The following is a 14,529-nucleotide window of genomic DNA, read 5'->3' as shown; positions in this document are numbered from 1 at the left end:
GTGAACTGGAGTTACAATCTACGCCTGCGTAGCTCGTGAGAGTCGCCGCTGAGAAATCTCTCCAACACAAGGCATGCTAGATCAACACGCAAGAGCGCTTCAACTCGCTCGTACCGACTGATTTGCACCGGGAAACATCTCGTTCAGCATATAGACAGCCTCTGTCCTGTTCGTTGCTTTCAACTTTTTCATGATATTGCGGATATGAACTTTGACCGTACTTTCTCGAAGATTGAGCTCGTGGGCGATTATCTTGTTCGCCTTCCCGCGTCTGAGAGCTTGGACAACGTCCTCTTGCCGCTCGGTAAACACGCTCGCCATAGGTCTTGGCATTTCGACATCAGCCTCAATGGTCTTGTGCAACCCTGCAAGGCTACTTGCCGGAACAAATGTGCCGCCAGCGATGACGAAGTTTATGGCTTCGACACAAATTTCGAAGCGGAGGGATGAGGGGATATACGCCTTGGCGCCGTAGCCCAGAGCCCTGAGAATCTGCTCCAACTCGTCAGTGTCAGCCAAGATCGCAACTGGAGCGGGATGAGCCTTCCTGACGAGGTCGGCTATAGCGTCTCCTGTCTTTGCATCACTGACCTTCCGGCTTCCCAGGTTTAGCAGAACTGCCGAAGCCGGCGGCATATTCTCGCACAGCTGCCATTCGTCGATCGAGCCGAATGACACGATATCTTTCCCGACACGGTAAGTGGTCAAGCATTGTGCCAAGCATTGCCGATCAAGCACACGTTCATCGAGCAGAACCAGGCAGGTTTCAGCAGTTGCCTTTCCGTGAAGACGTATTGCCCCTGCCCCGCCTTTTTGACCGACGAGTTCCAGCCCAAGGATGGGTTTGGTATCTGTTTGAATTGCCGTAATCATGCCACTCACCCCTAAACAACACCCACGTTCGAGACCGGCACGAGACGGGGATTTCGGGACAAGCGAAATAGTGCGAACGATTTTCTGTTCGCGTCAAAGATAACAGACTGTGCGTTCCCAGGCCCCCGCCATCGTCACACGTCTAATTTAGTCAGGCTATCAGCGAAACTGCACGCTTTCACTAATATAAGTTAAAGAAGCGTAAAAAAATTGAGTTCATTTGGCGGGAGGAAGATCGCCCGGCATCCGTGCACAACCCTCGGCAAAGGCTCGTGCTGTTGGGGGGCGAAACGCACCCGCACCGGGCCATATAGAGGCGCCCGCCCGTGTAGTTGAAATGGACCGTCTCGGGCATGCAGACCGGGGACATGCGTCAGCTGTCGACATACCTGTCGTCGAACCCTGCAAACTTTGCGATGCCCTCTCGATCCAGGATCCGGACATGGCCCTGACGAAACTCCAGAAGCTTGCGTTCACGCAGTTCTCGCAGCATGCGATTGACGTGAATAGGCGTCAGCCCTAGCGCGTCGGCGAGGTCGTACTGGGTAAGCGGGCAAGAATAACCATTGCGGGCAACACCACCCACGCGCTCCAAGCGCGTCCTAAGCTCGAGGAGCAGGTGTGCGGTGCGCGTCAAGGCACTGCGCCGACCAACATTGGTCAGATGTTGAGCGACAAGCGCCCGCTGATGGACCAAAGTTTCAAGAAATAGGGAAGCTATGCGAGGCGACTTGGCGACTGCAAGCGCGAACGCCTTGGTTGACGTCTCGAATACCGCAAGATCGGTCTGTGCGACAAACGTCTCCGGAGCAGTTCCTGGGAAAGAGTGTGGCAGGACGACGTCGCCTTTCAACGCAAAATCCAGGATCTGACGCTGACCGCCGGCCAGATTGTGTGATATGCATCCCCAGCCAGACTCGATTATGAAGACACGAGCAGCGTGCTGGCCTTGATCGACGATTGCCGTTTCGGCCGGATACCGCCTCAGCGCGAAGCCGAGTGCTTTGATGTAATCCTTGTCATCATCATCAAGTCGGGTCGATGAGGGACGGTTTTCGTTCCCAGTCACAAATGGATGCGATGCAGATACCATTGAACCCCACCAGCCCCTCCTTTTGACATCCCGGGGTTAGTGTATATCAGGCTCGAGTAGATGAGTAGCCTATATTAGCTACACCTATTGGATGAAGAAGCGACGTCGGGGTTACGTTGGCCGCAGCCAATCTGGCGAACAGCGCCCGCCGGGCGCGGATCAGGCTTTGCTTTTCTTGAAACTTTCTCGGATGGCCTCGACCATCTCACTCGCCACCATACAACTTCGGTTGTCCACCTGCGTTGCAGCATTCCGCAGCGTCGTCGCGGCGTCTTTCAGCACCCCCCTGATTTCTCTGGCCGTGAGTATCTCGGATGCTTCCAATTCAAGCAACAGCGCTTCGCTCACATGCAAGGCGGCAAGTGCTATTGCCTTGGGTCTGTTGCCCTGCACAACGGGCAAGTCGCCGCTCGGTCTGCTGCGTGACTTCCTTTTTCCCATCTTTAATCTCTCGATCTCTCCGAACCGGACCAACTTACAACGCACGCCGCTGCAGAATTTGAACCATACTAGTCCTATTCAACAGCCCACCACAGCATATCGTGCCTACCAAGTTAGCTGTAGCTCATTGACAGGCCGAGACCCCAACGGACCTATCGACACCAGGCAGACGTCGCGAGGTTGGCCTTTGGGGAACTGACCCTGCGAAGGAGCCCGCAGCACCATCTCATGGTTGCCAACAAAGACCTGCCGCGGATTTGCCCGTCCCGCATTGCGACCCTTCACATGACCGCCAGTTTGGCCGCGCCTGAAATGGGACGTGCGAACCTTCCGGTGATGGCGTTCTGGATTTTTTTCTCCAACCAGCTCACGCCAGCACTGACAATCAAGACCGAGGCTACAGACACGACAAACACGGCATTGGCTGAGAGTCCCGTGCGAAACAGAAACCACACAATAACCATTCCAAGCGCATAATGATTTAAGTATACGGTGTAGCTTATCCTCCCAATATACTTTACAGCACCACGGTACATTCCGGATGTTTTACTAATTTTCAGGTCAAAAAAATTTCCAAGCGCCATTGCCGATAACAGAAAAGCGTAAATTGAAACCGCTATGTATCTATATTCTCCAGAGTTGTCCAAATTGAGCAATATCTCAATTATTCCCATTATCGAGAACGCAACAAACAGAATGGTCATTGGCATATAGCTGGGGCGCGGTCCACGATCTTGGTTGCTGGCAACGAAAAACAACATTCCAGCCGCGAAGAAGACGCCGTGCTGCAACAAGAGTAATTTGAAAGGAAAGCGGGAGAGCACAGCTATTGCACCCTCCGCCCCAACGGAGGACGGCGCCAAATGAAGGCCGCTCATAACTAGAAGATATGCCGAACTCGACAGACCTATCAATTTTGCCAAGTCATAGAGCGACAGGCGGAATTTGGATATGACGCAAACGGCGACCAGTAAATAGAAAGTCACCTGCACAACGAGCGACCAGACCACACCGTCAATGTATGGTCCCTTGGGAGATAAAACAGCGGATCTGATAGCATCCAATACCAGAACTCGGAAGTCTTCGCCGTAAAAGGCGCGCGCACCCAAACTGACGATTGCCGACAGCCACAAGGCAGGCAGGATGCGCGTAGCCCGGATACGCGCGAACCTCAGAGCCGCGGACACCCCGCCATCGCGAGAGGCGCTCATTGCAATCGCAAAACCCGAAATCACAAACAAGGTGGCGACACCTGCCGCTCCCAAGCCTGCAAAGACAGACAGGAACCCGAAGGCCGCATCCTCTCCGCTGGTGACCGATGCCGACGTCGCGGCATATGTAGCGAAATGGCTTAGGAGCACCAATATGGCGGACACAATCCGCAGGAAGTCCAAGGTGAAGTAGTGCGGCTTGCGGTCCATGGGATGTTATGGGCCTTTGCTCCGGGCGCCACGAAGGCATCGCTTTTTGCTACATCGAAAGGCCTGCCGCGACCACTGCACAGTTTGAAGAGGGCGTCATCCCTTCGGATAATCGGTCGACTGAACATGGCTGCTCAAGGCCCATGCTTTGCGACTCCTGACGAGCTTCCAGGCGCCGCACGGCCACTGCCCCCATCAAGAAATGCGCTAGGCGCCCGCGGCGACCACTCGGACGCGAGTGTCGTCGTCGGCAGGCTTGACCTGCGAAGCCGACGCGGGGGTGTGAAACCAGCTTTTGGCCACACCTTGGATCTTGCCCTCCAGCCACAGGACAGCCAAACTTAAAATCAATACGGTCAGCAAGGAAACTCCAAAGGAAACGGGTGCCGGAAGCCTAAAAGAGTTTACAAACCAAACAATAATCATCCCAGAAGCGTAATGATTGAGATACAGCGGATAGCTCAATCTGCCGCAGAACTTGATCGCCCTGCTATATCCCAGAAGGCGTGAATTCACCGCGTCTTGTGAAACGACGTTTAGAATTATTGCTGCCACGCATGAGGCCCAGATTCCAGCTGCTGCGATTCTGTAGGAATAAGCCCTGTCCACCGAAAACAATACCTCCAGCACACCCATTGCGAGGAAAACATACATCAACGAAGCCATCTGTGTACGACGGAGTCTCTGCAGGCTATCGTTCAAGCCAAACAGCATCATCCCAGCGGCAAAAAAAATGCCGTGCTGAAGAAGCAACACCTTGAAGTGGAAGCCGGACAGGGGCGCAATTACATCAGATGAGAAGCTATTGGCTGGCATGCTATTGAGAACAAACAGGGCCAGTACATAGACAGAACTGCAGGCGCCTATAACGATTGCCAGTCCATAAAGAGATAGGCGAAATCGAGAGATTATACAGATGAAGATCATCGCGTAGAATACCGCTTCGACTACTAAAGACCATACGACACCGTCAATGTATGGCCCCTTCGGTGATAGGATAATTGATCTTATAAACGCCATCGGCAGCAATGATACATTCTCTCCGTAGGCAACTCTAGCTGCAAGACAGATCAGCGCAGATATCCATAAAGCCGGTAATATACGAACGGCGCGGAGTCGCGCGAACCGGAATGCGTGCGACAATCCTCCCTTGCCGGAAGCACTCATGGCGATCACAAAGCCGGAAATTACAAAGAATATTTCGACCCCCACCGCGCCCACGCCGGCGAAAGCCGAAAGGAAGCCGAACGCGGCTTGGTCGAGGTCGACAACCGACGCCGACGCCCCTCCGAAAGTCGCAAAGTGATTCAACAGCACCAGGGTCGCCGCCAAAATGCGCAGCAGGTCTATCGCCAGATAGTGATGGGTAGATTTCATTGCATTCCCGCACTCTGCCTGGCGCTAAAGGCAGGATGATAGACCGAAATGGTCGGTGCGGCTGCTAGTACGTTTGGATGTGGGCAGAAGGCTAGCCGCTGACATTAAACTGAGGATAGATGCGTGCCTGATTGCTTGCTAGTGGTGAAGAATGTTTGTGACCGTCTGCCGGACTGCCGCGTGGCTAACCCTTGTTGCTATCGTCGTCGTGACGATTGTTCCGATCGGGATGCGGCCTATGTCGGGGTTTGGACCGGAACCCGAGCGAATAGCCGCTTTTCTAGCCTTTGGCTTGCTGCTCGGGCTCGCGTACCATCGAAATTGGCTTCTGACGCTCTGCCTTGTCGTTGCTGTAGCGTTCGGCATAGAGGCCTTGCAACTGTTAAGCCCAACACGACACCCGGCCGTCGATGACGCTGTCGTTAAGGCTGCTGCGGGTGTTGCCGGGGTCTTGGCGGGTTGTCTAATTGCGAGGAACGGTCAGTCTCGACAGCGCCCATAACCTCTCTTCCTCACGTATTCGCTACGGAGGTTTGGCGATACGGGAAGGACGCACAATCCGTGGACCTGGGGCAAAACCGTTCGGTGCTGAACCGCTTGCCAATTTGAATAGCGCGAACCTTGGGACGACGGGGCTAGTCCCTTTGCATGCCTGCATCATCCAAGTTGTGGAATGGACTGACCGTTCTGCCGGGCTGTAGGCTCAGCAGGGGCAGTGCGCCTTGGGGGGCGATGGTGATACCGTTATCAATCAGAGAGTTGTTGGAACTTGACGCCTACCGGCGAACGATCAAGGCAATTGACCACGCGTATGAACTCACCCTGGGAGAGGCTGGTTCGGACGCAGAGCGCGAGCGGGCACGGTACAAACGTCATTGGGAGACATTGTTGTACTCCGAGCAGATCGAAGCGATTAGGACGCGACGACTGTTGCGGAAAGCAGACAAGTTGGCGATTGACTACGCGGTTGAGGATGGAGCGCTTTGGAAGCGGTCAATCCAGCTTGACTGCTGGATCCTGACGGCAAGCGGATATTCGGAAATCCGGAACGCGGTCCGGGAAGAACGCAAGGAACAATGGCGAGCGGCCATGGCGCGGATGGGCTGGCTCATCGGCATTTTCGGCTCGTTCACAGGTCTGTTGTCCGTGTGGCGCCTTGCGCGGGGACTCTAGCAAATCGGGCTAGGGCCGCCGCCCCCTTCTCACTTCGCGTGACAAGACTATGCCTCACTGCGTACTGTATTCGCACTTTTATCGGCGCCAGCAGCATGGCTTCAGTTGCAGATTGCTCCCGCGCCAACTGCGGTTGAGCAACCGGAGGCGCAGGGCCTTCGATCATCGCAGTGCCGGAGCCGTTGCGGTGATGTCCTCGGCAAAGGCTGCAGGGTATTGCCGAGTGAGGAACGAGGCCCCGCCGTGTTGAAGTCGGCCGCCATTCGATAGTGGCGTTGCGGACGTGGTCGCGGCCGAAGAGCAGGCTCTCCTGCAAGAGTTTTATCACGCCTGCGGCCGGAAGGCAGTAAGCCTGCGCCACTGAAGAAGGCGCCGATCAAGCGGATGCCAGATGATATCAAGCGCATACCCGGGCCGGGATTCTCCCACTTGCCACCCGGTCAGGTTGCATGCCGGGTTATCATTTGTTGGAGAATTCAGGCGCATCGTAATTGCGGACATGCCATGTGATTCGTTCATGTCCATAGGCCTCGGCGTCTCACCCATCGCCGAGGCCTATTCGTGCCTAAACTGTTGGCTCGACAAGCCTCGGTCCATTTTGTGTAACCACGAATTTATGGCGTTCGTTCGTCCTCAGCCGGCCGTGTCGGCCCCCAATCGTCAGTTGTCACCGCGCAATTCCGATGTTGATATTTGCGTTGAGCCTATCGCGTCCCTGCCCGAAATATCAGTGCGAAACGATACGCCTTTGGCGAGACGGGTTGGCAGAGCGCACGAGAAAGTGCTTCCGCAGTGCGCTGATCAAGTTCAAGCATGACATTGTCGTAAGTGTCCGTGAGGCCGCAACTGGGGCAAGTCAACCGGTCGGACCCTGGAGACCGAGTGACACCGGTAAGGGGCACTTTGCATCGATTGCAGCCAACCTTAGGATCACTTTCGATCATGTAGGGCGTATCCCGCTTGTCTTTCTGAACAAGCAATTGCGGTGCCAAACGCGGTTGATCCGTTTCGGGACATCCTTACAGCGGCCTCGCCGTGTCCTACACGATCATTGAGACCACGCCTTCGATATGGCTACATGGTCGATCAGCTGGAAGATGGCAGCCTCGACGGCATGATCTGGCTGAACTGGAAACGGCTATCCGGCGCGATGACACCCTAGCTCGCGGCGCTCACCTGGCTTTGATATGCAGACGGCTTAGCCCTCATATTGCGGGTGTGCCTCGAGGAGCGTTGCGGGCAGAGATCGGTAACCGGCTGGTCTTTCCGATCATCCTCAATGAGCCTGGATAGCTGCCATTCAGCGCGTCAGGTGGCGCATTGCCCTTCCATCTGCTGAGCAAGCTTACGAGCGCACCAGGGTCATCATCGCCAGTCTCAGCCAATGTCTCCGGAGACGTCAAGCTGGCCACGTCACTGCTCGGCCGTGCGACCCATTGCGTTGGTGACGCCGAGCTACAGGCCCTAAGCGCAAGCCAGTTGCAGCCTCTCGTGGTTGATATCGTCCGGGCGGAGGGTTGCGACCGGCGGGAACGAGGACGATGGCCACCCTACCATTGTGGAACTCGCGTGGGATCTTTACGAGAAACGTCGCGAGGATCTGTAGCAGCCCACAATCAGCGGCGGTCGCGTTTTCCTACGGGTAGGTCGTGACTTTGCCCCGGCCGGGCTGGGATCTGACGCCAGAACTTCGGTTGCTCGTTTGGGCTCGACTGGGACCAGCGCGGCTTGCCGGGGCCATCCGACCACCAGTCGATGTGAATTTCCGGAAAGATGCGCGCACGGGGGCAAAGCACGAGAATCCTGGTTCCGTCCTTGGGAGCAGATGAAATGTCATCCCATCTTTCATCCCGCGCCCGTGCAGCCGCGATGACCTTCTTCGCGAAGAGCTCGTAGGAGTCGATCGAAGACGGCAATTCACATGCAACCAGGAACTCTTGCGTAAGCGCCTGTGCTAATGTTGCATCGGTCTTATCTGTCATCTGTACCTCCTGAGGTGTAAAAGCGGTCATGCGCGGTGGCCAAGGTCGTTGACTAACTCAGTTCGCATAGTGCGAAAGTCTGTACGAAGTGGGAGCGATTACTCACCACAGATATCCAAACGGTTCCAGCCCCACAATTATTGTTGTTCCCATTCGAAAAAGTGAAACACACCTTTAGGTAAAGACAGCTAGATCGCCCGCCGTTTCATTAACATCGGCACTATCGTGAATCTTATTCCCCTTGAATGCTCTGCGTCTGAAGCATTTTAGCAACGGCTCATATATATCATATGAGCCGCTTGGGTGTCCATCTCGCCATTCTGCAACAAGCTCGCGCGTAAGCCCTAAATTTCGGGTCAGAATGAACAAGATCGGCGGATATCATCCAGCCTTTCCTGGGTCCAGCAAGGCTCTCTCTCGAAATCCCAGAAGGAAGCGGGTTGAACGAACGCTATATACACTGCCTGTGCTCACTAATTCCGGCTAGGAGATGACATCTCGCGGCATTGATTGCCATGGCCCTGCCCCGAGCGAGCATCCTTGCCGAATTCCACCGCGCACCCGACGCGTCGAGGCGCTGGGCGCACTCAACCGTTAGCCCGGCCGCACCGGTATTGCCATCGCAGAATATCTCCGGCAATGGGAACAGAGCTGCACGGAATTGCATGCCTCGCCGCAACTGCCACTCCGCTTGCAGGAGTTATTGCGTACTCCGTAACGGTTGCTGCTCGACGCAGCGGCCGAAGGCTGTGGGTCAGACCCTGCTGATTGTGGGTCGTTGCCGCACGCATCGCTGAGAGGTCTGCTAGCGCGCTCGCCTCCAGCGCCTTAGCGGCCTACCTGCCTGGCTGCTTTCATTCCGGGAATGGAGGTTCTGAGCTACCCGAGCTTTGGCTGGCGGGGCGCGGACGCGACTGTTTCCCTGTCAATCTCGCCAAACCATCAGAGCTGTAGGGCAAAAGACCCCTCCCCTGCCGTCCGGATGAGCGAGAGTGTGTTACCGCCAGGATAGCTGGTCCTTGGGCAACCGACCGCTCGGGTCGAATACAGCTACTTTGTGCGGCAGATCCGGACCCCAGTCCCAAAGTACCAGGTTGCGATCCTCCATCTCGGCGCTCGGCGCGAAACTTGGGACAACGATGCCGGCAATATTTCGAGGCCGCAGCCGGTCGTAGACGGACCAGGACGCCGGGCGCTCCCCATCGCTAAGCGCCGTCGCCCAGGCGCAGCCCATGTCTTCGAGCGCGACAGAAAATTCTCCCCTCGTCCCTTTCGTTGTCAGATCCGCGATGTCGTCGCAGTCAACCTCATACGAACACAGCACGCAGGGGTCGATCCGCTGCGCGAAGCCCTGGTTGGCTTCCTTGATGGCTGTCATTAGGCTCAACGCCAGATAGAGCGCCGGCACACCTTTGGGATTGAATCGGGCCCCTCGGATCGCTGCTCCTTCACCGGAAGTCGGTTTGAATGCCCAACGTGGATCGTGCGCGCGATAGCAGGTTCCGACGAACTTCACGCAAAGCCACCAACGGCCATGTGATCGAGATAATCACGGACCGCGACGGCCTTGCCGTCCTTCACCAGCGCCTCAGCCGTGCGTCCGCCGAATGCTGGAAGCGGCTGAGCCCGATACCAGGCCATCGCCTGCTCCTTGCCGCCCGCCCAATCCGTCACGCGACTAATAATCTCGAGCATCTCCCGCAGACGCCCCTGTGTCTTTACCGCAGCGCTGCGCTCTGAGCGATACAGGGTCTCGCGAGCAAGACCAGCGGTTTGGGCCAACTGGCTCTTGGACATGCCAAAACCATCCGCGACCTGTGCGATCGCAATCTTCCCGTTCCGGTCCATATAGGACAGGATGAGAGGTCCGTTCTGTTCGGGGATCTTAAGTGCCTGGGCCACAGAATTCATCCTACCCATAGTGAGAGTCAGATTTCTTGTGCAAAAGATATGGCAGCCCTCGACGACTTTCAAGTCCAGGTCTGAACCATTCAAGCTCGATAGCCTCGGCCTTCAGCGTGCAGTTCAGCGGGAAGCTCGCCAACGCATCGCATCCCGCCTCATTTTCCAAAACATACATCGATCAAAACGCGCTGCTCGTGCGGCGGCACGACGACGACCGCGGCAGCCATCAAGCCGCCGCTGAAGAAGATGCTCAAGGCGCCGGCCAAAGCGTAGCCTGCCGCGTCTGACAGAGACCTAGGCTGCGCCTGAACCAACACGGCGAAGCCCCGCCTCTCGGGAGGCTTCGTGTTAAATCGGATCACACCGCGGTGCGGCGGGACCAGATGAGCTGGAAATTGGCCTCGGTGTCGGTCTCGATCAGGCTCGCATAGAGCAACGAAGGCCGATGGGGGGCCCGGAGGGTCAGCGTTTCCCACACATAATCAACACGTTAGCGGATGGTTCGCCAAGCCGTTTCCTTCGTATTCTCTCGTATGGTCTGGCGAACCTAAGGACGATGAGCGCGACTAATTAGAGGCTTTGAGGCTTAGAAAGGCCGGATATTAGTTCGGCCTTTTCGTTTATCGCGCAGCACCCGGGCAGCATCCGGCGTCATCTATGACACCGCAGATGGACCCGACGGTAATCCTGGCGCCACAGTGATCATCCACTATCTAGCCACTTTGACGGAGCGTTTGCGTTGCCGCAGCCTCCCCAAAATGAATGAGTTGATGGCAGAGCGGACATCAAACCTTCCGTCAGCAACTTTCTGCGCTGCGATTTGGTGCCCGACATGGAGAACTTTAATTTCGTTGCGTCTGGAAGCCACGAAAACATTGATGGCTTCTTCCGGCCTTGTTTCGATCGGCTGTTTCCGTTCCCAAGCGTAATCGTCCCAAATAATTGTCCCCCCATTCTTGAGTAGAGGCCACGCCAGAAGGGAATCGACGTGAACCGCGTCCCGCTCGTGGGCGCCGTCGATATAGATCAGGTCGTAGGATCTTTTTTGGTCCTGCAGGTCGATCAATGCCTTGCTGGAAATCGACTTCAACTTTGTGACGCGCCCGGCATAAGAGGCCGTGTTGGCATCGAAGCGCTGTTCAACTTGGGTAAATCCGCCAGCCGAAGTTACGTATTCGTTCTGCCCTCCAACGAACGGATCGATGCACGTAATCCGCGACAGATGGCAGTACTCAAGGAAAAAGATCGCGGAACGTCCTTCCCAAGATCCGATTTCCAAGATGTTGAGAGGTCGATCCCGCATACTTGCAAGGCAAGCGCTCCAGACACGGAAATTATTAGACGTCCAATCGGAAGAAAATTCTTTCCCTTCGTACCACTTAGCAAAATCGACCACTGCTAACTCCTCTATTCGCGGCGATCTAGCGCGGCTCCCCACGTCGATGCAACCCCGCTGTAAGCGCTGAAGCAGTCTACTGTGACGCCCCTGACGCGGTGGCGCTCGTTACTGCTTTAAACCTCGATCCCGCCTGTGATCCTGGAAAATGAGCCCGCGATCTAACGCGCTGAAGCGACCAAACTCGCTGGTTCAATCGTAAATGAGGACAGGTGTTCCGCCCAAAGTTTGCGGTTCCCGGCCCAGGTGCTCCCCCCAATCGGGTAATCTCCTTCGGGTCCGTCCAGAACTAAGTAGGCCTTGTGTGAGCAGCGCTTTGCGATTTCGTCTGAAAGCTGCCCTGCGATCGCCTCCGACATCGGAACGCCGACGACAAACAGCGTTGACAGTGGATTATCGAGCGCTTCTGTCGTCGCCGCGCACCAGTGGTAATGGAGGAGCCGCGCCTTAGAATAAAGTGCATTCAGTTGTTCCGGTGAGAGGTCAGCGGGAAATTCGTGCTGATGTTCCGTCTGAAAGCGCTCGTTCCAAACGACCCCCTTGCGCAATACTAGATCGCTCCGTTCGAACATGCCCCGGAAGTCCCGCCGCAGATATTCCAGCACCGTTTCAAAAGGTGTGAGCTGCCAATCGAACACATGTCTCCGAGATATACGTTCGCCAAAATGATTCTGGATCTGTCGTTTCGGCCTACAATTGGGGCCTAAACAGACAATCTGCTCAAATGTGGCCCTCGGCCTACCACTGGCGATCATAAACGTCCTGAAACAGTACGAGCCAACCGGTGTGCTGGCGCCTTAGCCCTTCACCCTACTGAAAATCTCAATCTGAACAACCTCCTCCCAAGAAGGTGGAAAGGATTTCGCATGGCTGATTCTCGTGAAAAGCGCAGACTAGCGCGTCCGTTGATCCCGCCTGTTTGGAAAATCCGCGTCTACCGCAATGTAATATGTTCCACCTAAGGGAGGCGGACCACCTGTTGGCGAACCTGTCGGCACCCAATCTCCACCCGGTCTAGTACGGCAACTCGGGGTACTAAAACTCGGACACTCCCCCGCTGGCTCGTCGGCCCCTGACGACGGCTCCGAGCAAGCGCAAAGCGAGTAGGTTCGGGCGCCCCAGTCTCGCCAATGCCCTGCACGATCACGCCATGATGCCGGCTCGGCGAATCGGCCATGTGTAAACTGCGGCGGATCTGATTGTCCGCTTGGCCGGCGTCTTCCCAAAGGGCCCCAATCCGAGTGGGCGCCGGGCATTTTATTGCTTGATGTTATCGCCTGGCCTTAAATGTGACCTCCTCGACGTTCGCCTTGACATCGTCCTTGGACCGTCGTCTGCTCCAGCCGCCAGTCACGGCATCCCAAGCAGCTAGCTCCAACTAGGCCTTCTTGGCGAAGGCCCAAACCATCAGCGGGTATTCCTCGTCGTTGCTCAGATCCCGCCACAGGCCGTAGGCGCGAACCGGCCCACCGATATGGGCCCTGGCGCAGGCCTTGTTGCCCCAACCATGGACCTTGACATTGGCTTCGGAAAAGCCGCCCTCGACCATCAACTGTTTCAAGCCGGCAGGCGTCCATCTGCTATAGTCGTGCGGCCTGGCGTGGACCCTGAACAGGAAGGGCGTCGCCACCATCGCCCAGCCGCCGGGCCGGGTCATGTCATGGATATTGGCCATCGCCGCCAGCGGCCGCTGGACATGCTCCAGCACCTGGTCGGCGATGACGATGGAATATTTCTCGTCGGTGCGATTCCTGCAGATGTCGAAGTCGGGGAAATCGACCGATCTGTAGTTGGGGCACATCGCCCGCCAGTAGCGGTTCCAGCCGGGCGAGATCTCGATCACGTCGGAGGCTTTGCGGTTGCCGGCTTCGAGGAAGAGGGTGAACGCCTCGATCTGGCGGATGCGCAGCCAGTTTCGGGAATCGTAGCCGATGAGTCGTTTGACGGCGCGTTTGCTTTGGTTTTTCAAGGCGGCAAGGCTTGTCGTCGTCACATCGACCTCCTCCAAAGCCCGCCTCAAAAACAAGGTAGTCCAGGCAAGTGGGCAAAAGATGACAATGAGCCCACTTTCGCCACCGCTTAGGGGCGCCGATAGCGCGGACATGAAAAAGGCGGATCCGGGGACGGGATCCGCCTTGCATGTCGACCGGGCTTCGGGGGGAAGACAGGTGTCGGCAAGCGTCCGATAGCAATGTCAGCAGGCGTCTACTGGGCTTCGGATGCCTAGAGTGTGAGCGCGTTTAGCGGCCGACACAATTAGTCCGATGGACGTAGCCTGCCGTACCCATATCGCGGACGAGCGTCGGCCAAGGTCTATTGGGGCGTCAGTAGCCGGCGAACACCGCCCTTCAATAGTTGCCGTTGTAGTAACGGTCATCGCATGGTGCTGTGTAGATCCGCCCGTAACGGTCCTGGTAGCGGCACATCTCATCGCCGCGACGCTGCGGGGTGGTCGCGCTACCTACGACTGCACCCAGCAAGGCGCCGCTGGCCGCGCCGATGACCGTGCTTTTGGTGTTGCCGCCGATGGCCTGGCCGACGAGGGCGCCGCCGGCGCCGCCGATCAGGGCTCCGGTTCCAGCCCTCTGCTGGCCTTCGGTCTGCGCGCAGCCTGCGAGTACAGCGGTCATAAGCACCGCCAGAATGGCCTTCTTCATCATCATATCCAGAGCTCCTTTGTAGCCCCGGGACTGCACATGGGGCGATTTCGCTCAAGTGCGGTCGGATTGCGGCCGAACAGCGGCGTGCCGGCTCACGAAGTGAGTCAGGGTTTCCCGGCAGTTGAACGCCATGGTTTCCAAACAGAAAAGCCCGGCATTCGACGCAAACTGGACAGGAATTTTCAACCAAACCATAGCGCTGTGGTCG

The 14,529-nt window shown here is 56.6% G+C and carries 14 protein-coding genes; 2 read left to right on the top strand and 12 right to left on the bottom strand.

The window, feature by feature from the left end:
- Positions 1-99: 99 nt before the first annotated feature.
- The 5 genes from MESOP_RS14690 to MESOP_RS14670 form a co-directional block, all read right to left on the bottom strand.
- A complete protein-coding gene (locus MESOP_RS14690) occupies positions 100-873 on the bottom strand; it encodes a response regulator transcription factor (RefSeq protein WP_013894098.1) in 774 nt (257 codons plus the stop codon).
- A 373-nt stretch (positions 874-1,246) separates the two neighbouring features.
- Positions 1,247-1,966 carry a Crp/Fnr family transcriptional regulator gene (locus MESOP_RS14685; RefSeq protein WP_013894097.1) on the bottom strand — a complete coding sequence of 240 codons (720 nt, stop codon included), beginning with the start codon at positions 1,964-1,966 and terminating at the stop codon, positions 1,247-1,249.
- Positions 1,967-2,125: 159 nt separating this feature from the next.
- Complete coding sequence (locus MESOP_RS14680) at positions 2,126-2,407, bottom strand: hypothetical protein (RefSeq protein ID WP_013894096.1); 282 nt, start codon at positions 2,405-2,407, stop codon at positions 2,126-2,128.
- 281 nt (positions 2,408-2,688) lie between these two features.
- Entirely contained in the window at positions 2,689-3,828 is a 1,140-nt protein-coding gene (locus MESOP_RS14675; protein WP_013894095.1) for an acyltransferase family protein, read from the bottom strand.
- A gap of 207 nt (positions 3,829-4,035) precedes the next feature.
- Positions 4,036-5,205 carry an acyltransferase family protein gene (locus MESOP_RS14670; RefSeq protein ID WP_013894094.1) on the bottom strand — a complete coding sequence of 390 codons (1,170 nt, stop codon included), beginning with the start codon at positions 5,203-5,205 and terminating at the stop codon, positions 4,036-4,038.
- 151 nt (positions 5,206-5,356) lie between these two features.
- Here MESOP_RS14670 and MESOP_RS36755 point away from each other — a divergent pair, with 151 nt between their 5' ends.
- Both MESOP_RS36755 and MESOP_RS14660 read left to right on the top strand, forming a co-directional pair.
- Positions 5,357-5,707 carry a VanZ family protein gene (locus MESOP_RS36755; RefSeq protein WP_041164134.1) on the top strand — a complete coding sequence of 117 codons (351 nt, stop codon included), beginning with the start codon at positions 5,357-5,359 and terminating at the stop codon, positions 5,705-5,707.
- 260 nt (positions 5,708-5,967) lie between these two features.
- Positions 5,968-6,378, top strand: coding sequence for a hypothetical protein (locus tag MESOP_RS14660; protein WP_140572128.1), 411 nt, complete (start codon positions 5,968-5,970; stop codon positions 6,376-6,378).
- A 1,616-nt stretch (positions 6,379-7,994) separates the two neighbouring features.
- On the opposite strand, the gene MESOP_RS14655 is transcribed toward MESOP_RS14660, so the two are convergent.
- From MESOP_RS14655 to MESOP_RS14620, 7 genes are all read right to left on the bottom strand, one after another.
- On the bottom strand, positions 7,995-8,360 hold the full coding sequence (locus MESOP_RS14655; protein ID WP_013894093.1) for a hypothetical protein: 366 nt from the start codon (positions 8,358-8,360) through the stop codon (positions 7,995-7,997).
- A gap of 997 nt (positions 8,361-9,357) precedes the next feature.
- On the bottom strand, positions 9,358-9,876 hold the full coding sequence (locus tag MESOP_RS14650; RefSeq protein WP_013894092.1) for an RES family NAD+ phosphorylase: 519 nt from the start codon (positions 9,874-9,876) through the stop codon (positions 9,358-9,360).
- On the bottom strand, positions 9,873-10,262 hold the full coding sequence (locus tag MESOP_RS14645; protein ID WP_041164682.1) for an MbcA/ParS/Xre antitoxin family protein: 390 nt from the start codon (positions 10,260-10,262) through the stop codon (positions 9,873-9,875). The genes MESOP_RS14650 and MESOP_RS14645 overlap by 4 nt, the downstream gene beginning before the upstream one ends.
- A gap of 712 nt (positions 10,263-10,974) precedes the next feature.
- Positions 10,975-11,661: a class I SAM-dependent methyltransferase gene (locus MESOP_RS14635; RefSeq protein ID WP_013894090.1), complete on the bottom strand. Its 687-nt coding sequence runs from the start codon at positions 11,659-11,661 to the stop codon at positions 10,975-10,977.
- A gap of 161 nt (positions 11,662-11,822) precedes the next feature.
- On the bottom strand, positions 11,823-12,299 hold the full coding sequence (locus MESOP_RS14630) for a hypothetical protein (protein WP_041164130.1): 477 nt from the start codon (positions 12,297-12,299) through the stop codon (positions 11,823-11,825).
- 740 nt (positions 12,300-13,039) lie between these two features.
- Positions 13,040-13,654, bottom strand: coding sequence for a class I SAM-dependent methyltransferase (locus MESOP_RS14625; RefSeq protein ID WP_013894088.1), 615 nt, complete (start codon positions 13,652-13,654; stop codon positions 13,040-13,042).
- Between the two features lie 355 nt (positions 13,655-14,009).
- Positions 14,010-14,324, bottom strand: coding sequence for a YMGG-like glycine zipper-containing protein (locus tag MESOP_RS14620; RefSeq protein ID WP_013894087.1), 315 nt, complete (start codon positions 14,322-14,324; stop codon positions 14,010-14,012).
- Positions 14,325-14,529: the final 205 nt, after the last annotated feature.

The organism is Mesorhizobium opportunistum WSM2075 (assembly GCF_000176035.2).
GTDB classification, from domain to species: Bacteria; Pseudomonadota; Alphaproteobacteria; order Rhizobiales; family Rhizobiaceae; genus Mesorhizobium; species Mesorhizobium opportunistum.
This window is presented reverse-complemented; position numbering and strand designations above follow the sequence as displayed.